We start from the raw sequence: 18,305 nt of genomic DNA, 5'->3' as shown, positions 1-18,305 counted from the left end.
AAGCGCGGCATGGGGAACCTCGATATCGGAACGGAAAGCAGCCGAGCATGGCTCGGCTCTACAGAATGCACTCTGCGACGAACCGCCGCCTGGCCTGGCCCGGCGCTACCACAGGAACTGCCGATGACTGCAAGCACCGCTCCGCGCTGGCCCGTACGCTACCTGCTCTTCATCGGCGGCCTCGGCGGCCTGCTGTACGGCATCGACATCGGCATCATCGCCGGTGCCCTGCCCTACCTGGAAGCAACGGCCAGCCATGCCTGGCAGCTCAGCAGCCAGCAGCTTGGCTTCGTGGTGGCCGCGGTACTGCTGGGCAGCGTGCTGTCCTCGCTGTTCGCCGGCATGATCGCCGACCTGATCGGCCGCCGCGGCGCGATGCTGCTGGCCGGCCTGCTGTTCACCGCCTCGATTCCGATCATGGCACTGGCCTCCGGCTACACGCCGCTGCTGTTGGGCCGCCTGCTGCAGGGCATCAGTGGCGGTTTGATCGGCGTAGTGATTCCGCTGTACCTGGCCGAAGTGCTCAGCCCCGAGCGACGTGGGCGCGGCGCGGCGATGTTCCAGCTGCTGCTGACCGTTGGCCTGGTGCTGGCAGCCCTGATCGGCCTGTACCACGCCCACGCCGTCGATGCCGCCGCCGAAGCCGTGCGTTCGCTGCCGGTCGCGCAGCAGGCGCAGGAACTGTTCACGGTGAAGGACCACGCCTGGCGCACCATCTTCTGGACCTGCCTGGCGCCGGGCCTGCTGTTCTGCGCGGGCATCTTCTGGCTGTCCGAATCGCCACGCTGGCTGGTACGCCGGGGCCGCATTGATGAAGCCCGCCGCAGCCTGCATCGCGTACTGCCCGCTGCCGATGTGGAGCCCACCCTTGCGCAGATCCAGGCGCCGGAATCGAGCAGCAGCGACAGCAAGCGCGACCCGCTGCTCAGCCGCCGCTACGTGGTGCCGTTCCTGCTCGCCTGCGTCGTGCTGGCCTGCACCCAGGCCACCGGCATCAACTCGGTACTGGCCTACGCGGTGAACATCCTCAATCAGGCCGGCCTGTCCGGTTCAGTGGCCAACGGCGCCGACGTGGCGATCAAGCTGCTGAATGCGGTGATGACCGTGGTCGCGTTGCTGCTGGTCGACCGCAAGGGCCGCAAGTTCCTGCTGATGCTCGGCAGCGGTGGTATCTGCGTGGCCCTGCTGGCCGCGGCCACGCTGTTCTTCCAGGCCGAGCGCGGTCGCGCTGATGTGCAGCCGCAGTTGCAGGCGGCGGTCAACGGCGATGGCCTGCAGCTGGTGCTGGATGAAGCCCAGTGGCAGCGCCTCGGTGCTGGCATCGACAGCGAGGGCCGGCCGCTGCAGCTGACCGTGTCGTACGCCTACGGCGACTTCACCAATGTGCGCGCCGTGCGCAGCGACAACCTGATTGATCGCGAACTGCGTATCGACCGCACCGGCACCGTACAGCCAGACAGCGTGATCGGCGCATTCTTCCGCAAGCTGCATCTGAACCCGTTCGCCGACCCGGCCAGTGCCGCGCAGGCGCCGCTGCGCATCGAACAGGCGCGCATCGGCCCGGTGCCGCCACCGGCACACGGCTGGGCCGTGGCCGCCTGCATCCTGGTGTTCGTCGCGTTCTTCGCGGTCGGCCCCGGCGTGTGCGTGTGGCTGGCACTGTCGGAGCTGATGCCGAACCGCATCCGTTCCAATGGCATGAGCATCGCGCTGCTGATCAACCAGTTCGTGTCGACCACCATCGCCGCCATCTTCCTGCCCACGGTGGGCCACTACGGCTACGCCAGCATGTTCGTGTTCTGGGCGGCGTGCACCTTCGTGTTCTTCCTGGTAGCCGCGTTCTGGCTGCCGGAGACCAAGGGCAAGTCGCTGGAGGAGATCGAGGCACGGTTCGCCCGGTAGCGGTCGACCTTGGTCGACCTCCGCGCGTAACGCGGTGGTGTTGGCGCGCCCGTCACTGACCGGTGATGTGCTTCGCCAACGCCTGTGCCTCGGCAATGCTCGGCAGCCCGCTCAGCATCATCGATTCACCGAACGGGCCTTTCACCGTCGCCACCATCAGCACGCGGCCGTCCACGCTGAGCGCCGCGCGCTGGCCCACCAGTGCTGCCGTGCCATCGTGGATGCGCTGGTGCGCTTCGGGTCGATAGCGGATCTGCAGGCCAGGTTGCTTGGCTTCATCCAGCACGTAGCGCACGTCGGCAATGTCGGTGCTGCCGGCAATCGGCGGCTCGCGCAGGGCCAGGGTTTCGCCTTGCCATTGCGCCGGCTTGCCTTTGCCGGAGGCGTCCACCGCGCTCAGGCGCACATCCACGCCAGGGCGCGGCACGTGATCCTTCCCTGCCAAGCCACCGGGCGTGGCGCCCGGCATGCAGCCGGCCAGGGTCAAGGCCACGCCCAGCAACAGCGGAAGCGCAGCCCTCACTTCAGCTTCCGCAGCTTGAATGCCACCAGCACCTGCAGCAGGCCGTACAGCAGGCTGCCGATGCCGATCCACAGCGTAGTTACCGCCACGCCGGCATATGGATTCGCCGCAAACAGCAGGCCCAGCACCACCGCCAGCACGCCGCTGAGGATCAGCAACCATTCGCCCTGGATCTGCTTGCGCACGCGGATCGCGAACACGATGCGATAGATGCCGGCCACCAGCAGCCACGCCGCCAGGAACAGCACCAGCACGCTGGCGGTGGCCAGCGGATTGATCACCGCCAGGATGCCGAAGCCCAGCGAGGCGAGGGCGTACAGCGCCAGCCAGCCGCGGGACGCGCCGCTGCCGCCATTGATCAATGCGAACAGGCTGATGACGCCCTCGATGATGGCCATCACGCCCAGCGTCCAGGCCAATGCCATGGCCGCCGACAATGGCCAGCCGATGGCGACGATGCCGAAGCCGAGAGCGACCAGGCCATACAGCAGGAGGATCCACCAGCTACGGCCAACCGCCGACAACAGGGGAGACAAGGGGGAATTCATGGCCACTCCTTCGATCCGGAACCGGGTTCATCGTAGCCGTTCGAGATGAAGGGGGAGATGACGGTGATCGTTGGCGGGTTCGTCGTGGGCCGGCGCTGCCATGGACGAAATTGCTCCGATCTCATCAATAGACAACAGCTGTCGTTCTTCTTCGCGTCGCCCGGCGCCCCATTTCGCCAGCGACGGTGAGCCGGGTGGGGCTGATGCCACTGCCATTGATCCTGGCGCGGGATCGGTCAGCAGAACAAGGCTCATCACCTCATGACCTCAAACTGCGCTGACCTTAGTGAAATCTGCGCAATTGTTGCGCCGCCCCCATCGCAGAACTCAACCTCATAGGCTTCCTCTGGCTCGGAGAGTACGGCAACTACCACCCCGAGACTGCCACGATAAATTCCCACTGAAGGAATATCCTCCAACAAGCGTACACCTTCATTGATTCTAAAATTCATATATAAATTACTTCACAAATACTGCTGTCAGCTCTGGAGCATCTGATCCGAGCTTATAGATCCATCCACCTCTAACGACCCCGCCCTAAATGCAAGAATATGAGTAGATCTACACCGCCCCCAGGACAAGCCTATTAAAACGTTCAAGTTCCGAAGGACTTACATCCTGATACTCACAATTCAATCCCGAACCACAAACAAAGCCGATACGTTCACTATATGCGGCATATACCGAACCAGAGCTATCCACTGATGAGAACACATCCAAGGAGGGGCTACTCAGTTCCGATCCACACCAGGAAATGATTGCGCCCCCCTCAACAAACCATTCCAGTGATCGCCTAATGCATATCAACCACTCGTCCTCATCAGGCCAGGAATTTATCTTAACTTCGGCGGACAAATTGCTCATACCTTGCCCCTCCCACTCCCTGAATCTCACATCGACGCGACCACTCCATATGTCCTCAAACGAGGCACTATTCTTGCCAAATTCGCCAATCGAACCACAACTCCAATACCCGTAGAAAATAATTCCGCATACCTCCTCCTGATAAACAACACGACCAGACTGGTCTGGAATGGCCCAATATATTCCGAGGCTGTCTTTCGTTATCATAGTCCGAAATTCTTGATCTGCTGCGGGGATGGCTTGATCGCTGTAACAATATCTCCAGCCGCTATCTTGCCGCGAGGCTCCTTCGCCACAAAGATAACAACGTCCTCTCCGTTAATCTTCCCATAAAAGCCTTTAACCGGCTGCCCGCCTTGAACCATTACGTGATCAAAAGTTTTTATTGGTTTTGTAAGAATAGCCCGCCCAATATCCTGAAATGCCTGCCGAGCGGCTTTTGACCCAGAATTCTCCGTAATTATTCCAGCTTCAATCAAATGCCTGGCAGAGTGATAGGGTCTTTGCATCCGTGCACCCATTGCGGCGATGCAGTCGAGCACCGCGCGCTGAAGGATGGGCATCCTTCAGCTGCCGTCATGCGATGTCAATCGCTCCCGTCGTCACGGCACCCGTGCGCACACCCATGCTCGCACGTCCCTGGCACCCGCCAGCCGCAACGTCTCGGCGATTTCCATCACGGTGCTGCCGGTGGTCATCACATCGTCCACGACGGTCAGCCGTGTCGGTGGCGACAAGCGCGTGCCGAATGCGTCAAAGAGATTGTCCCGGCGCTGCTCTGCGCTGCGCTCGGACTGCGGCGCGGTGTGGCGTCGTCGGTACACCCCCTGCCAGACCGGCATCGGCAGCAACCGGCACAGCTCGCCGGCCTGGTTGTAGCCGCGCTGGCGCAGGCGCCGCCCATGCAGCGGCACCGGCACCAGCGGCGCACACGACCAGGGCGGTGGTGCGCGCTGCATCAGCTGGGCAAGCAAGCGCCCGGCCGCCAAGTCCTGGTGGAACTTGTAACGCACCAGCAGCTGATCGACGGGTGGAAGGTACAGGAGGCTGGCATGTGTGGCGGCCTGCGGCGGCGCCTCCTCGCGACAGATCCCGCAGACGATCAGGGCGTTCCCGGGTAGCGGGAGGGCGCAGCGCAGGCAGGCACGACCGGCCCAGGGCAGTCCGGCAAGGCAGTCGCGGCACAGGTCAAGTTCATCGTGGCCCGGCTCGCCACAGACCAGGCAGCGCAGCGGTAGCAGCACGCGAAGTGCCGCCTGCAGGAGGCGAGTGGACTTGGTCGGCATGCGCTACAGCGTGACCGCGCCGCTGCCCCGAGGCCATCAGACGCACGCTCCTTGACCTGTAGGCGTCTTTACCCGTTTACGGAGCACTTCACCGCGTTGGCGCAGGCTTCGCATCCACCCGGGTGCGATACACCATGTACGGCGTCTGCCGGCGATCCACTCCACCATTGAAGCCGGCCTGTCGATGCAGCTGGTTGGCGGTGAAATACAGATAGCCGTCCGGCCCCATCGACAGCGTATCCGGCCACAGGATGCGCGGGTCGTGCACCACCGTCGTCCATCGCCCCTGCGCGTCGCGGGCATGGATGGCGTTGTGCTCGTAGTCGCTGGCATACAATCGCCCGTTGGCGTCCATCTCCATGCCATCGGAGGCGCCCTTGTCGCCGTGGTCGACCACCGCAGCCGCCAGTTCCGCTTCACTCACCTTCGAATCGCGCAGCAGCGCGGTCGGCACGCTGTACAGATGACGGCTGGACAAGGGCGTGTAGAACAGCGTGGCGCCGTCGGGCGACAGGGCGATGCCATCGGCGGCCACGGTGAACGGCTGCGTCGAACCATCCGCGTTACGCAGCCGCATCTGCTGCCCTTCCACGATCGGCACGAAGGCGGCATCGGCCGAGGTGGATACGTGGCCGACCAGTCGCTTGGACGCGGCGCCAGTGGCGAGGTCGATCACGATGATGCCGCCGATACCGCTCAGCGACGAGTCGGTCACGTAGGCCACGCCCTCGCGGCCAACACGGAAATCGAAGCGCACATCGTTGACATAGGTGCGCGCGTCGATGACGTTGGCCGGGAACACCAGTGTCCTGGCCACGGTATTGGTAGCCAGATCGATCGCCACCAGCTTGGCGCCACCGGCCTGCGGTGCGGAGAATCCGGGCGCTGCAGTGTCCAACACCCAAAGCCGGCCTTGGCCATCGGCCACCACGCTCTGCACGCTGATGAAGTGTGCAGCCGGGTCGGCTCCGTCCGCGCTGTTGATGCGCGCATCCGGATAGGGAACGGCGCGGCCGTCGCGCCATTCGGCCACGCTGTAGCTCACGTCATCGCCCCAGCGCGGGAAGTTGACGAAGATGCGCCCGGTTTCTGATACCGCCACGCTGGTGGGCATGGCACCTTCGAAACGCGCCACTGGTTCGAGGGTACCGATGTTGCGCTCGCTGGGCAGCATGGGCACGCCGGACATCGCCAGCGCGGGGGAACTGGCCAGGGCCAGGACGGCAGCCACCAGGCTGCGGATACGGCAGTTGATCATGGTGCTCTCGATGCGGGTCCGGGTGCAGCCCCGGTGTCGATGCATCTTCAGCGGCGCGCCGCGCATGGGGTAGACGGTGCAGCGCGGAATCAGCTTCACTGCTGGAGTGAAGATTCGAGATGATTGGTCCTGTTGATCAAGGCAATCAGTGAGGCCTATCAGCTGGCTCTGTTTTCGGCTCCATCAACATCTCCGCCAACCCGCGGTAGATCGGCACGCGGCACACCAGCCCGGACACGCCGCGCGCGATCAGCACCGTGGCCAGGATCGGCAGCAGCAGATCACCGCTGTCGGTCAGCTCCAGCGAGATCACCGCCGAGGTCAGCGGGGCCTGGGTGACGCCGGTCAGGTAGGCGCACATGCCCAGCAGCACGAACGCGCGCGGGTCCACGCCCGGCATCAGTACGGCCAGGTTGTGGCCAAGGCCGGCACCGACCGCCAGCGCCGGCGAGAACAGGCCGCCGGGAATACCGGCTACGTACGATGCGAGGTTCGCCAGCAGCTTCATCAGACCGAACTCGTGGCCCACCATCGCCTGCCCCTGCACCAGGCTGCGCGCCTGTTCGTAGCCGGTGCCGAATGCGCCTTCTCCGAACGCCAGGGCCAGCAGCACCACCACCAGCCCGCAGCCTGCGGCCAGCAACACGGGATGCCGCTGCCGTAGTTGCCCGAGCCAACGGGGGCGCCCCGCCGCACTGGCCAGCACCGCGCGCGCGAACAATCCGCCCAGCAACCCGGCCACTACGCCGCACAGCAGGATCGCCAGCCAGCCCTGGCCGAGCGGCAGGCGCGCGCTCACATGGCCGAAATAGGTGTAGTTGCCCAGCAGGCCCAGCGACACCACGCCACCGACGATCACTGCGGTCAACAGGGTGCCGGAGAAGCGATGTTCGAAACGGCCACTGAGCTCCTCGATGGCGAACACGATGCCCGCCAGCGGCGTGTTGAATGCCGCGGCGATGCCCGCTGCACCACCCGCCAGCAGGAAGGGCGAGAGTTCGCGTGGATCCTTGAAGCCGAACCAGCGGCCGAACAGATACATCAGGCTCGCGCCCACATGCACCGTGGGACCTTCGCGCCCAACCGACGCGCCGCCGAGCAGCGACAGCGAGGTCAGCAACAGCTTGCCGGCCGAAACCGCTGGGGAAAGGTTGGTTTTCCGGAACGGCTCATCGGGCTTGTCCAACGCAGCGATGACCTGCGGAATGCCGCTGCCCCGCGTGGGCTTCAGCACGCCACTGGTCAGCCAGGCCAGCAACGCGAAGATGCCGGGCGTGAGCAGCAGGGCCCACCACGGCGAGCGCGCGGTGATGCGCTGGAACAGATGGAAGGCCGCGTCGCTGGCCTTGGCGAACAGGATGGCCACCAGCGCTACGGCCACAGCCCCGCCCCAGAGCGCGGCACGGCGGCGCCAGGCCTCACTGAGAACCAGCGCGGTGATGCGGCCGCGGAGGCGATGGAGATCGGTCATGCGGGCAGTTTGGACGCTGCGGAGGAAGGCGGACAGCGGCTACTGTGGCTGAAGGCCTTGCAGGATGCGGTGAAATGCCCCGACGTACATCGCTGGACGCGCAGGCGCTCCCGCCACCGGCGCTTTTGCACCCCGCACTTCCAGTACGCCGCGCGCGACCCGTTCGCGCACACGCTGGGCGTAGAAGACATCGGCAATGCCGGGGTGGCGCTGCGGGTCCAGCGACATCGCCATCCCCTCGATGCAGGCGATGTTTCGGAACTGTCCATCGCAGTGGGAACGCAGTTGCGCATCGATCCGGGCGATTGCCTTCGTCGGTCAGCGCGGCGGTGCTTTGCCGCTACTGGTCGGTGAGAGGGACATCGCTGTCAGGGCCTTCGTCCGTATCACGCAGGCAACCGTTTATCGCCAACAAGCGAACCAAGACATAGTGACCGAATGCTTCAAGCTCCTCCTTCGGCAGCATCGCCGGATCGAGCTCCCCCGCCGGGTAGTCCTTGAAGGTCACGAAGGTGTGATTCTTCCACTGCCCCGGCGCATCGGCCTGACGCAGATCATCCAGCACCACGCGCAGGCCGCCGTCAGGTAGTTCGGCCAGGCTGCACAGCACCGCGTCGCGGCGGATCGAATAGGACTGGTAGCTGTTCATGGCATGTGTTCGCGCGTCCGTATGCAGCAATGAACTTACACCGTAACGCCCGTTCATGGCGGCCGTTCAATGTAAACCTTTACCTATAAAATTAAGTTGACAGCGCTCACCAGCCCACCCACACTGCCGCCCTCGCTCCACTCGTACCCAAGGTCCGCCATGGCTGCTGCCATCCGCCACGACTGGCAACACGACGAACTGCAGGCGCTGTTCGATCTGCCGTTCCCCGAGCTGCTGTTCCGCGCCGCTGCGGTCCACCGTGAGCACTTCGACCCGGCCCAGGTACAGGTCTCCACGCTGCTGTCGGTAAAGACCGGCGGCTGCCCTGAAGACTGCGCGTACTGCCCGCAGGCACAGCGCTACACCACCGGGGTGGACGCGCAGAAGCTGATGGACACCGACGCGGTGCTGGCCAAGGCGCGCCAGGCCAAGGCCGCCGGTGCGTCGCGCTTCTGCATGGGCGCGGCGTGGCGTTCGCCGAAGGACCGCGACATCCCGAAGGTAGCGGCGATGATCGCCGGGGTGAAGGCGCTGGGCCTGGAGACCTGCGCCACGCTGGGCATGCTCAGCGGCGAGCAGGCACGTGCGCTGAAGGACGCCGGCCTGGACTACTACAACCACAACCTCGACACCGCGCCGGACTACTACGATTCGATCATCCACACGCGCCAGTACCAGGACCGCCTGGATACGCTGGAACACGTGCGCGATGCCGGCCTGAAGACCTGCTGCGGCGGCATCGTCGGCATGGGCGAGACGCGCGCGCAGCGCGTCGGCCTGCTGCTGGCGCTGGCCACGCTGCCGGCGCATCCGGATTCGGTGCCGATCAACAAGCTGGTGCAGGTGGCGGGTACGCCGCTGCATGGCAGCGCCGAACTGGACCCATTCGAGTTCGTGCGCATGATCGCGGTGGCCCGCATCGCCATGCCGCGCTCGATGGTGCGGCTGTCGGCCGGGCGCGAGGCGATGAGTGACGAACTGCAGGCGCTGTGTTTCCTGGCCGGCGCCAACTCCATCTTCTACGGCGACAAGCTGCTGACCACCGGCAACCCGGAAAGCGAGCGCGACCTGGCCCTGTTCGCTCGGCTGGGGTTGCAGCCGATGGCGGTGCAGGTGGATGCCGAAGGCCACGACCACGGCGGTACCGTGCACGCCGATATCAGTGCCGATACGCCCGGCTGTGGCTGCGCTCACGCGGCCTGAGACGGGCCGCAAGCAGGCGCCGCGGCAACGCGCTACCCTAGCCGCCCCGTCGACGCATTCAGCCACCATGGCCCGCCCCGACCTGACCGCCCGCCTCCACGCCCAGCGCGCCCTGCGCGATGCCCAAGGCCGTCGCCGCCCGCGACGCACGGTCACCCGTCGTGATGGCGTGCGCCTGGAAGTGGACGGCAAGTGGCTGACCGGCTTCTGCAGCAACGACTACCTCGGCCTGGCCCAGCAGTTCAGCGTGGTCAACGCGCTGCAGGACGCCGCCGCACGCGAAGGCGCTGGCGCAGGTGCCTCGCACCTGGTCTGCGGCCATCATGCCCTGCATGAGGCGCTGGAACGCGAGGTGGCCGAATGGCTTGGCTATCCGCGTGCGCTGCTGTTCGGCAGTGGCTTCGCCGCCAACCTGGCGGTGCAGCAGGCGCTGCTGAGCGAAGAGAACGACGTCTGCGTGCAGGACAAGCTCAACCACGCCAGCCTCTTGGATGCGACGCGGCTGGCCGGTGCGCGCCTGCGCCGTTATCCGCACCTTGATGCCGAAGGCGCGATGCGCCAGCTCAAGCACGCGCCCGACGGCGCGGCGATGCTGGCCACCGATGGTGTCTTCAGCATGGATGGCGACATCGCACCGCTGCGTGCATTGTCGCTTGTGGCACGCCTGCAGCAGGCGCTGTTCTATGTGGACGATGCGCACGGCGTAGGCGTGGTCGGAGACGGCCGTGGTGCCGTGGCCGCCGCCGGGCTGGGCGTGGACGATGTGCCGCTGCAGCTGGTCACGCTGGGCAAGGCACTGGGCGGTTCCGGCGCGCTGGTGCTGGGCCGCGACGATCTGGTCGAGCACCTGGCCGAAACCGCACGCCCCTACATCTACACCACGGCGATGCCGCCACCGCTGGCCGCCGCTGCACTGGAAGCGGTGCGCCTGGCACGCCGTGACAACTGGCGCCGCTCGAAACTGACCGACCTGATCGCGCTGTTCCGCAGCGAGGCACGCCGCCATGGCCTGGACCTGATGGCTTCGGAAACGCCGATCCAGCCGCTGCTGTGTGGTGACGATCACCGCGCTGTGGCGATGTCCAAGGCACTGGAACAGGCCGGTTGGCTGGTCGGCGCGATCCGTCCGCCCACGGTGCCCGAAGGCAAGGCGCGCCTGCGTGTCACCCTGTCCGCCCTGCACACGCCGGAACAGGTGCGTGGCCTGGTGGACGCGATCGCCAGCGCGCGCGATCGCGTGGATCTGGCGGTGCGTGACGCCGCGCCACCGCCGTTGCCTGTCTTTGCCTGAGCCTGCTGTCGTTTTCCCATGCATATCGACGTCACCGGCCAGGGGCCGGACCTGGTACTGATTCATGGCTGGGCCCTGCAGGGCGGTGTGTTCGCACCGTTGGTGCAGCGCCTGGCCGAGCGGTTCACCCTGCATCTGGTTGATCTGCCGGGCCATGGCCACAGCCGCGAAGACACCACACCGTTGCGCCTGCCATTCGTGGTCAACGCCATTGCCGCGGCCACGCCGCCGGCGGTGTGGTGCGGCTGGTCACTGGGCGGCCTGTTCGCACTGCACGCCGCCGCGACGCTTCCGAAGGTGCGCGGGCTGGCGATGATCGCGGCCACGCCGCGCTTCGTGCGTGGCGACGACTGGCCGCATGCGGTGGAGCCGGCGGTGTTCGAGCAGTTCGGGCGCGCGCTGGCGACCGATTTCGGTGGCACCCTGGAGCGTTTCCTGGCGCTGGACGTGATGGGCTCGGCGCACGCCCGCGAGGAGCTGCGCACGCTGCGTCAGCGCCTGGTCGAGCGCGGCGCGCCCACCGAACGCGCTCTGCTGGAAGGCCTGCGCCTGCTGGAAAGCACCGACCTGCGCGGCGCACTGCCGACGCTGGCCAGGCCCAGCCTGTGGATCGCCGGCCAGCGCGACCGGCTGGTGTCTCCGGCGGCGATGCAGGCCGCTGCGGCATTGGCCCCGGGTGCGCAGGCGCTGACCATCGCCCATGGCGGCCACGCGCCCTTCCTCGGCCATGCCGACGAGGTGGCCAGCGCCCTGCAACACTTCGTTGCCGGCCTGTCACCGGCCGATGGCGGACAATGAGCGCCTTCCTCATTCCACGGGATTGACGCATGGATCTGGGTATCAACGGCCGCTGGGCACTGGTCTGCGGCGCAAGCAAGGGCTTGGGCCTGGGCTGCGCGCGTGCGCTGGTGCGCGAGGGCGTCAACGTGGTGATCGTGGCCCGTGGCGAGGAGGCACTGCAGGTTGCCGCCGCGGAGCTGAGCGCCCTGCCCGGTGCCGCTGAGGTGCGCGCGGTCGCCGCCGACGTCACCACCGACGCCGGTCGTGCCGCGGCGCTGGCCGCGTGCCCGCAGGTGGACATCCTGGTCACCAATGCCGGTGGCCCGCCGCCAGGCGACTTCCGCACTTTCGAGCGCGACGACTGGATTGCCGCGCTGGACGCCAACATGCTGGCGCCGATCGCGCTGATCCGCGCCACCGTGGACGCAATGATCGCGCGTGGCTTCGGCCGCATCGTCAACATCACCTCGTCGGCGGTGAAAGCCCCGATCGACATCCTGGCGCTGTCCAATGGCGCGCGCAGCGGCCTGACCGGGTTCGTCGCCGGCCTGTCGCGCCGCACCGTCGCGCACAACGTCACGATCAACAACCTGCTGCCCGGCCAGTTCGACACCGACCGCCTGCGCGCCAACTTCGCCCACGCTGCGGGCAAGGACGGCGATGCCGGCGCAGTGGCCGAACGCCGCCGCCAGCAGATTCCCGCCGGCCGCTTCGGCACGGCGGACGAATTCGGCGCCGCCTGCGCCTTCCTGTGCAGCGCACACGCCGGTTACCTCACCGGGCAGAACCTGCTGATCGACGGCGGCGCCTACCCCGGTACGTTCTAAGAGACTTTCGCAATGCCGTCCCACTTCGATGCCCGCCATGTCCGCCGCGCGTTCGCCCGCGCCGCCACCAGCTACGACGCCGCCGCCGCCCTGCAGCGCGAGGTGCAGGCGCGGCTGGTGGAATCGCTGGACTACCTGGAAGCACGCAAGCCCGAGGTGGTGCTGGACATTGGCGCCGGAACCGGCCACGCCAGTGCGCTGATGAAGAAGCGCTGGCCGAAGGCGCAGGTGATCGCGCTGGACGTGGCACTGCCGATGCTGGACCAGGCCAAGCGCCAGGCCGGTTGGTGGAAGCCGTTCCAGCGCCTGTGCGGCGACGCCGCCGCGCTGCCGCTGGCCGACAACAGCGTGGACGTGATCTTCAGCAACCTGTGCCTGCAGTGGGTGGACGACCTGCCGGCGGTGTTCGCCGGATTCCGTCGCGTGCTCAAGCCCGGTGGCCTGCTGCTGTGCTCCACCTTCGGCCCGGACACACTGGTCGAGCTCAACGAGGCCTTCGCCGCCGCCGATGACCGCCCGCACGTGAGCCGCTTCGCGCAGATCGCCCAGTTCGGCGATGCGTTGATGATGGCGGGCTTCCGCGACCCGGTGCTGGACCGCGATCTGTTCACCCTGACCTACGACGACCTGCCCTCGTTGATGCGCGAGCTGCGCGCGATGGGCGCGACCAATGCGCGGGTGGATCGCCGCCACACGCTGACCGGGCGTGGCCGTTTCGCTGCGGCGGCAGCGGCGTATGAACCGATGCGCCGCGCCGACGGCAAGCTGCCCAGCAGCTGGGAAGTGATCTATGCCCATGCCTGGGCACCGGACCCGGGCGCACCGATCCGCGAAGGCGGGCATGACGTGGCCTCAGTGCCGGTTTCGGCGATTCCGATCCGGCACTACCGAATGGTAGCCGCCCAAATCAGGCTCCCGCCTCAGGTATTGGCCGGCGAACTCAGCGGCGGCCGCACCAGGTCGCGGTGGAAGAAGTAGATTTCCTGCACCAGGAAGCGCCAGCTGGTGTGGAAGCTGCGGAAGCGCGTGCTGGGCGTGGACGAGGCCAGTGCATCGATGCCCAGCGCCTTGCTCAGGCGCAGCGCGCGCGCCATGTGCAGCGGGTCGCTGACGATGATCACGCGGTGCAGGTTGCGCTGGTCCATCAGCCGCTTGGCTTCCACCAGGTTCTGCACGGTGTTGCGCGAGGCAGTCTCGATCAGGATCGCATCGTCCGGCACGCCGTGCTTGAGCGCATAGCGCCGCGCCACCTGTGACTCGGAAAAGCGCGCGCCGGTACCACCATAGCCGCCGGTGAAGATCAGCAGTGGCGCGAACCGGGCCTCATAGAGATCCAGCCCATGACGGATGCGTTCTTCGAATACCGGCGACGGCTTGGCGTCATAGGCCGCCGCACCGAGCACGATGATGGCGTCGGCCTTGGCCGCCTGGTCACGCTCGCCGACCCAGACGATCCAGGCAGTCACGCCCAGCAGCCAGATCACCAGCAGGACAAACAACCGCCACAGCCAGCCCAGCAGGCCAGTGCGATGCCGGTGCCGGTCGCGGCTCACGGCGCGCCCCAGCGCAGTGCGGGAAGGTCGACGTTGCCGCCGGACAGCACCAGGCCCACGCGCAGGCCGGCAAAACGCTGCGGCTGCGCCAGCACCGCGGCGAGCACGGTCGCCGATGACGGCTCGACCACCTGCTTGAGGACCTCCCACAGCAAGCGCATCGCCGCCACCGTCGCCGCGTCATCGACCACGATCACCTCGGCGTTGGCCGCGCGCAGCAGCTCGAAGTTGGGCGCGCCGATCAGGGTGCGCAGACCGTCGCAGATCGTGTCCGGGGTGAACGGCCCCTGGCGCTCGCCAGCGGCCAACGAGCGCGCGGTGTCGTCCGCGCCGGCCGGCTCGGCCAGCACCAGCCGGGTCTGCGGGCTGGCGAGCTGCAGGGCCCGGGCGGTACCGCTGGCCAGGCCACCGCCGCCCACCGGTACCACCAGCACGTCGAACGGGCCGTCGCTATGCAGCAGCTCCAGTGCTGCGGTGCCCTGCCCGGCCATCACCGCCGGGTCCGCATAAGGATGGACCAGGGTCGCGCCGGTATCAGCCTGTACTTTGGCGCAACTGGCCTCGCGGTCAGCGACGGTCGGCGGGCAGCGCCAGAGCGTGGCGCCATGGCGGGCGATGTTGGCCAGCTTGGCCGCCACTGCACCTTCGGGCACCACCACGTGGCAGGGAATGCCACGGGTGCGCGCGGCCAGGGCCAGGGCGGCGCCGTGGTTGCCGGAGGAATGGGTGACCACGCCGGCGCCGGCGCGATCGGCATCCAGCGACCACACCGCATTGCAGGCGCCGCGGAACTTGAATGCGCCACCGCGCTGCAGATGCTCGGCCTTGAACGCCAGCTGCGCGCCGGCCAGCGCATCCAGCGTGCGCGAGCGCAGCACCGGGGTCACGCTGGCGTGCGGCGCGATCCGCGCAGCGGCAGCCAGGACATCATCGGCACGGGGCAACAGTGAATCGCTCATGACGCAAGATTAACGTATGGCTCCCTGCTGGCGACCCCGGCACAGGTCATGCCAGCATGGCAGCCTTCACCTCCATTCATCCTGGACAGTGAAGTTAAGGGCCGATTCAACGCCTGCGCATGAAGCTCACTGTACAACCCGTCCTATGGGGGGACCCACCATGAAAACGCGCCTGATGCTTGCCGGTGGCCTGATGCTGGCCCTGACCGGCTGCACCACCTACGACTATGTCGGCGGTGGCCGCAGCGGCAGCTACTACCACGGTGCGCCGTCGGTGGAGTACCGCTACCCCGCCGGCTATCCCTACAACTACGGCTACCCGTACTACGGCGGCTATGGCGGCTACTACGGCGGCTATGGCAATCCGTACTACTCGCGCCCGATCTACCGCCCGCCGCACAACCACCGCCCGCCACCGCGCCCACCCGGCAGCGGCGGCGAGAACCGCCCGCCGCCGCCGTCGCGGCCGTCGTACAACGGCGGTTCGCCGTGGCGGAACATGGACTCGATGCGCCGCCCGCCGCAATCGAACAGCCAGCCCTCTGCGCCCCCGCCGCCGGCCCGTCCGGCTCCGGCGCCGAGTGCGCCAAGAATGAACGGTTCCCCCTGGCGCAACATGGATCGTGGGACGCAGCGCACAGTTGAGCGCTGAACCGTATTGCATTTCACACGGTCCAAGCCGCACTCTACGGGGCCAGTGACGGCCCGCGTCACAAAGTGACAAAAATGACACGGGCCGCCGCAAAAAGCTCTACGTCGATATCCGACAGGAACATCTGGATCCCCCCTGTTCCGGCCCTGTCGGATGTCGGCACCTCTGAAGGCAGACGACCCCGCAGTGCGGGGCCGTTTGTTTTTGGGGCACGTTGTTCTGGTGCCGCCGCCACGGCATCCACGCATGCGTGGATCTACCCAAGGCCCGTCATCAGTAGATCCACGCCATGCGTGGATGGAGCTCTCCCGATAGCCTCCAGAAAAAAACAGGGCCGCGCAGTCCCCCGACTGCCGGCCCCCTGCTCCCCCACCGTGCGCCTGTACCGGCCCCTGTTCCAATTCCGGTCACGGGCGCCTGCGGCGCCAGCCACGGTGGGTGCTATTGGGTTATCTGCAAAAATCCTGCCAACTTTAGGGCTGATTTCGACGGAAGCCGGCCGGCGCCGACGTCGCGGCCCCGAATGGCGCTAAAATCGCCACCCCGGTGCCGCCCCGGCCGCGCCCGCCCCCAGCTGAACAGCCCCATGAACCCGTCCTTCCATCGTTACGACGTCATCGTCATCGGCGGTGGCCACGCCGGCACCGAAGCCGCGCTTGCCGCGGCCCGTACCGGCGTGCGCACCCTGCTGCTGACCCACAACATCGAAACAGTGGGCGCGATGAGCTGCAACCCGGCCATCGGCGGCATCGGCAAGGGCCATCTGGTCAAGGAAATCGACGCCCTGGGCGGTGCGATGGCGCATGCCGCCGACCGCGCCGGCATCCAGTGGCGCACGCTCAACGCCTCCAAGGGCCCAGCCGTGCGCGCCACCCGCTGCCAGGCCGACCGCAACCTGTATCGCATGGCGATCCGCGCCATCGTCGAAGGCCAGGCCAACCTGACCGTGTTCCAGGCCGCCGTCGATGACCTGGTCATTGAAGGCGACGCCGTGCGCGGGGTCATGACCCAGACCGGCCTGCGCTTCGACGCCGGTGCCGTGGTGCTGACCGCCGGCACCTTCCTGGCCGGCAAGATCCATGTCGGCCCGACCCAGTACGCCGCCGGCCGCATGGGCGACCCGCCGGCCACCACGCTGGCGGCGCGCCTGCGCGAGCGTCCTTTCCAGGTGGACCGCCTGAAGACCGGCACGCCGCCGCGCATCGATGGCCGCTCGCTGGACTACAGCGTGATGGACGAGCAGCCGGGCGATTCGCCGCGGCCGGTGATGTCCTTCCTCGGCTCGGTGGACGAGCATCCGCAGCAGGTCAGCTGCTGGATCACCCACACCACCGAGCAGACCCACCAGATCATCCGCGACGCGCTGCACCGATCGCCGCTGTACAGCGGCCAGATCGAAGGCATCGGCCCGCGCTACTGCCCGTCCATCGAGGACAAGGTGGTGCGCTTCGCCGAAAAGGCCAGCCACCAGATCTTCGTCGAACCCGAAGGCCTGGGCATCGTCGAGATCTACCCCAACGGCATTTCCACCTCGCTGCCGTTCGACGTGCAGCTGGAGATGGTGCGCAGCATCCGTGGCTTCGAGAACGCGCACATCACCCGCCCAGGCTACGCCATCGAGTACGACTTCTTCGATCCGCGCGGGCTGAAGGCGTCGCTGGAGACCAAGCTGGTCAACGGCCTGTTCTTCGCTGGCCAGATCAACGGCACCACCGGCTATGAGGAGGCCGCCGCGCAGGGCCTGCTGGCCGGCCTCAACGCCGCACGCCAGGTGCGTGGGCTGGACGGTTGGTGCCCGCGCCGCGACGAGGCCTACCTGGGCGTGCTGGTGGATGACCTGATCACCCACGGCACCAACGAGCCGTACCGCATGTTCACCAGCCGCGCCGAGTACCGGCTGCAGCTGCGCGAGGACAATGCGGACCAGCGCCTGACCCCGACCGGCCGCGAGATGGGCCTGGTGGATGATCGTCGCTGGGGTGCGTTCGAGACCAAGCAGGCCGCTGTTGCTGCCGAGCGCGCACGCCTGGGCGCGCTGTGGGCAACCCCGGCCAATGCGCTGGGCCGCGAAGTGCAGGACACGCTGGGCGTGGCGGTCAGCCGCGAGACCAACGTGCTGGACCTGATCAAGCGCCCCGAGCTGGATTACGCGCAGCTGATGCAGGTGCCATCGCTGGGGCCGGCCGTGGCCGACGCCAAGGTGGCCGAGCAGGTGGAGATCGGCGTGAAGTACGCCGGCTACCTGGACCGCCAGCGCGAGGAGATCGAGCGCCAGCAGCGGCATGAGGCCACGCCGATCGCCGAGGCGTTCGACTATGCGACCGTGCGCGGGCTGTCGGCCGAAGCACTGCAGAAGCTGGAGCGGGTGCGCCCGCAGACCATCGGCCAGGCGCAGCGTATTCCGGGCATGACCCCGGCAGCGATCTCACTGCTGCTGGTGCACCTGGAGCGCGCGCGCCGCGGCCGCGTGGCGTAACGCGGGACCGTCCGCTTCTGGTGGGTGCCGGCCTCGGCCGGCACGAATCATCCGATAGCGACA

17 protein-coding genes and 1 pseudogene are annotated in these 18,305 nt (G+C 67.1%); 9 read left to right on the top strand and 9 right to left on the bottom strand.

What is annotated here, in order from left to right:
* The first annotated feature begins 123 nt into the window (after positions 1-123).
* Positions 124-1,902, top strand: a complete 1,779-nt coding sequence (locus tag WDC87_RS16160; protein WP_151354976.1) for an MFS transporter — start codon at positions 124-126, stop codon at positions 1,900-1,902.
* A gap of 52 nt (positions 1,903-1,954) precedes the next feature.
* Here WDC87_RS16160 and WDC87_RS16155 read toward each other — a convergent pair whose 3' ends face one another.
* From WDC87_RS16155 to WDC87_RS16130, 6 genes are all read right to left on the bottom strand, one after another.
* Positions 1,955-2,425: a hypothetical protein gene (locus WDC87_RS16155; protein ID WP_065185868.1), complete on the bottom strand. Its 471-nt coding sequence runs from the start codon at positions 2,423-2,425 to the stop codon at positions 1,955-1,957.
* On the bottom strand, positions 2,422-2,973 hold the full coding sequence (locus tag WDC87_RS16150; RefSeq protein ID WP_049431885.1) for an HdeD family acid-resistance protein: 552 nt from the start codon (positions 2,971-2,973) through the stop codon (positions 2,422-2,424). Before WDC87_RS16150 ends, WDC87_RS16155 begins: the two co-directional genes overlap by 4 nt.
* A 1,067-nt stretch (positions 2,974-4,040) precedes the next feature.
* Positions 4,041-4,400, bottom strand: a complete 360-nt coding sequence (locus WDC87_RS16145) for a hypothetical protein (RefSeq protein ID WP_252745198.1) — start codon at positions 4,398-4,400, stop codon at positions 4,041-4,043.
* Positions 4,401-4,439: 39 nt separating this feature from the next.
* Positions 4,440-5,123, bottom strand: coding sequence for a ComF family protein (locus WDC87_RS16140; protein ID WP_252745197.1), 684 nt, complete (start codon positions 5,121-5,123; stop codon positions 4,440-4,442).
* 88 nt (positions 5,124-5,211) lie between these two features.
* Positions 5,212-6,381, bottom strand: a complete 1,170-nt coding sequence (locus tag WDC87_RS16135; RefSeq protein WP_252745196.1) for a major royal jelly family protein — start codon at positions 6,379-6,381, stop codon at positions 5,212-5,214.
* Positions 6,382-6,526: 145 nt separating this feature from the next.
* The gene (locus tag WDC87_RS16130; RefSeq protein WP_252745195.1) at positions 6,527-7,852 is read right to left on the bottom strand and encodes a chloride channel protein; all 1,326 of its coding nucleotides are present in this window, start codon (positions 7,850-7,852) and stop codon (positions 6,527-6,529) included.
* Between WDC87_RS16130 and WDC87_RS16125 the strand changes: the two genes are divergently transcribed.
* Positions 7,838-8,206 (top strand): hypothetical protein, encoded by a 369-nt coding sequence (locus WDC87_RS16125; protein WP_180890741.1) that lies wholly within the window; start codon positions 7,838-7,840, stop codon positions 8,204-8,206. The two genes, WDC87_RS16130 and WDC87_RS16125, sit on opposite strands and share 15 nt — an antisense overlap.
* Here the strand turns inward: WDC87_RS16125 and WDC87_RS16120 are convergent.
* Entirely contained in the window at positions 8,193-8,501 is a 309-nt protein-coding gene (locus WDC87_RS16120) for a hypothetical protein (protein WP_072168001.1), read from the bottom strand. The two genes, WDC87_RS16125 and WDC87_RS16120, sit on opposite strands and share 14 nt — an antisense overlap.
* 159 nt (positions 8,502-8,660) lie before the next feature.
* On the opposite strand from WDC87_RS16120, the gene bioB reads away from it, so the two are divergent.
* From bioB to bioC, 5 genes and pseudogenes are all read left to right on the top strand, one after another.
* Positions 8,661-9,704, top strand: coding sequence for a biotin synthase BioB (gene bioB, locus WDC87_RS16115; RefSeq protein WP_227837116.1), 1,044 nt, complete (start codon positions 8,661-8,663; stop codon positions 9,702-9,704).
* 67 nt (positions 9,705-9,771) lie between these two features.
* The gene (bioF, locus tag WDC87_RS16110; RefSeq protein WP_252745194.1) at positions 9,772-10,995 is read left to right on the top strand and encodes an 8-amino-7-oxononanoate synthase; all 1,224 of its coding nucleotides are present in this window, start codon (positions 9,772-9,774) and stop codon (positions 10,993-10,995) included.
* 18 nt (positions 10,996-11,013) lie between these two features.
* Positions 11,014-11,793 carry a pimeloyl-ACP methyl ester esterase BioH gene (gene bioH, locus WDC87_RS16105; RefSeq protein WP_072168004.1) on the top strand — a complete coding sequence of 260 codons (780 nt, stop codon included), beginning with the start codon at positions 11,014-11,016 and terminating at the stop codon, positions 11,791-11,793.
* A 29-nt stretch (positions 11,794-11,822) separates the two neighbouring features.
* On the top strand, positions 11,823-12,602 hold the full coding sequence (locus WDC87_RS16100; RefSeq protein ID WP_088497031.1) for an SDR family oxidoreductase: 780 nt from the start codon (positions 11,823-11,825) through the stop codon (positions 12,600-12,602).
* 12 nt (positions 12,603-12,614) lie between these two features.
* Positions 12,615-13,484: pseudogene (bioC, locus tag WDC87_RS16095) on the top strand (malonyl-ACP O-methyltransferase BioC); the annotation flags it as partial.
* A gap of 38 nt (positions 13,485-13,522) precedes the next feature.
* Here bioC and WDC87_RS16090 read toward each other — a convergent pair.
* Together WDC87_RS16090 and WDC87_RS16085 are read right to left on the bottom strand one after the other, a co-directional pair.
* Positions 13,523-14,155 carry a YdcF family protein gene (locus WDC87_RS16090; RefSeq protein ID WP_080376938.1) on the bottom strand — a complete coding sequence of 211 codons (633 nt, stop codon included), beginning with the start codon at positions 14,153-14,155 and terminating at the stop codon, positions 13,523-13,525.
* Entirely contained in the window at positions 14,152-15,114 is a 963-nt protein-coding gene (locus WDC87_RS16085; RefSeq protein ID WP_088497029.1) for a pyridoxal-phosphate dependent enzyme, read from the bottom strand. Before WDC87_RS16085 ends, WDC87_RS16090 begins: the two co-directional genes overlap by 4 nt.
* Positions 15,115-15,274: 160 nt before the next feature.
* Between WDC87_RS16085 and WDC87_RS16080 the strand changes: the two genes are divergently transcribed.
* Positions 15,275-15,766: a hypothetical protein gene (locus WDC87_RS16080; RefSeq protein WP_301655240.1), complete on the top strand. Its 492-nt coding sequence runs from the start codon at positions 15,275-15,277 to the stop codon at positions 15,764-15,766.
* Between the two features lie 586 nt (positions 15,767-16,352).
* The gene (gene mnmG, locus WDC87_RS16075) at positions 16,353-18,242 is read left to right on the top strand and encodes a tRNA uridine-5-carboxymethylaminomethyl(34) synthesis enzyme MnmG (protein ID WP_005420137.1); all 1,890 of its coding nucleotides are present in this window, start codon (positions 16,353-16,355) and stop codon (positions 18,240-18,242) included.
* Positions 18,243-18,305 lie beyond the last annotated feature (63 nt).

It is taken from the genome of Stenotrophomonas maltophilia group sp. Smal12 (genome assembly GCF_037079935.1).
In the GTDB taxonomy this organism is placed as follows: domain Bacteria; phylum Pseudomonadota; class Gammaproteobacteria; order Xanthomonadales; family Xanthomonadaceae; genus Stenotrophomonas; species Stenotrophomonas sepilia.
The sequence above is the reverse complement of the archived record's forward strand: the minus strand, read 5'-3'. Positions and strand labels throughout refer to the sequence as shown.

Excerpts from the sequence above, each read along its gene's own strand:
- WDC87_RS16160 (WP_151354976.1), top strand. The coding sequence starts at position 124 with ATGACTGCAAGCACCGCTCCGCGCTGGCCCGTACGCTACCTGCTCTTC.
- WDC87_RS16150 (WP_049431885.1), bottom strand. The coding sequence starts at position 2,973 with ATGAATTCCCCCTTGTCTCCCCTGTTGTCGGCGGTTGGCCGTAGCTGG.
- WDC87_RS16145 (WP_252745198.1), bottom strand. The coding sequence starts at position 4,400 with ATGCCCATCCTTCAGCGCGCGGTGCTCGACTGCATCGCCGCAATGGGT.
- WDC87_RS16140 (WP_252745197.1), bottom strand. The coding sequence starts at position 5,123 with ATGCCGACCAAGTCCACTCGCCTCCTGCAGGCGGCACTTCGCGTGCTG.
- WDC87_RS16135 (WP_252745196.1), bottom strand. The coding sequence starts at position 6,381 with ATGATCAACTGCCGTATCCGCAGCCTGGTGGCTGCCGTCCTGGCCCTG.
- WDC87_RS16125 (WP_180890741.1), top strand. The coding sequence starts at position 7,838 with ATGGAGATCGGTCATGCGGGCAGTTTGGACGCTGCGGAGGAAGGCGGA.
- WDC87_RS16130 (WP_252745195.1), bottom strand. The coding sequence starts at position 7,852 with ATGACCGATCTCCATCGCCTCCGCGGCCGCATCACCGCGCTGGTTCTC.
- WDC87_RS16120 (WP_072168001.1), bottom strand. The coding sequence starts at position 8,501 with ATGAACAGCTACCAGTCCTATTCGATCCGCCGCGACGCGGTGCTGTGC.
- bioB (WP_227837116.1), top strand. The coding sequence starts at position 8,661 with ATGGCTGCTGCCATCCGCCACGACTGGCAACACGACGAACTGCAGGCG.
- bioF (WP_252745194.1), top strand. The coding sequence starts at position 9,772 with ATGGCCCGCCCCGACCTGACCGCCCGCCTCCACGCCCAGCGCGCCCTG.
- bioH (WP_072168004.1), top strand. The coding sequence starts at position 11,014 with ATGCATATCGACGTCACCGGCCAGGGGCCGGACCTGGTACTGATTCAT.
- WDC87_RS16100 (WP_088497031.1), top strand. The coding sequence starts at position 11,823 with ATGGATCTGGGTATCAACGGCCGCTGGGCACTGGTCTGCGGCGCAAGC.
- WDC87_RS16085 (WP_088497029.1), bottom strand. The coding sequence starts at position 15,114 with ATGAGCGATTCACTGTTGCCCCGTGCCGATGATGTCCTGGCTGCCGCT.
- WDC87_RS16080 (WP_301655240.1), top strand. The coding sequence starts at position 15,275 with ATGAAAACGCGCCTGATGCTTGCCGGTGGCCTGATGCTGGCCCTGACC.
- mnmG (WP_005420137.1), top strand. The coding sequence starts at position 16,353 with ATGAACCCGTCCTTCCATCGTTACGACGTCATCGTCATCGGCGGTGGC.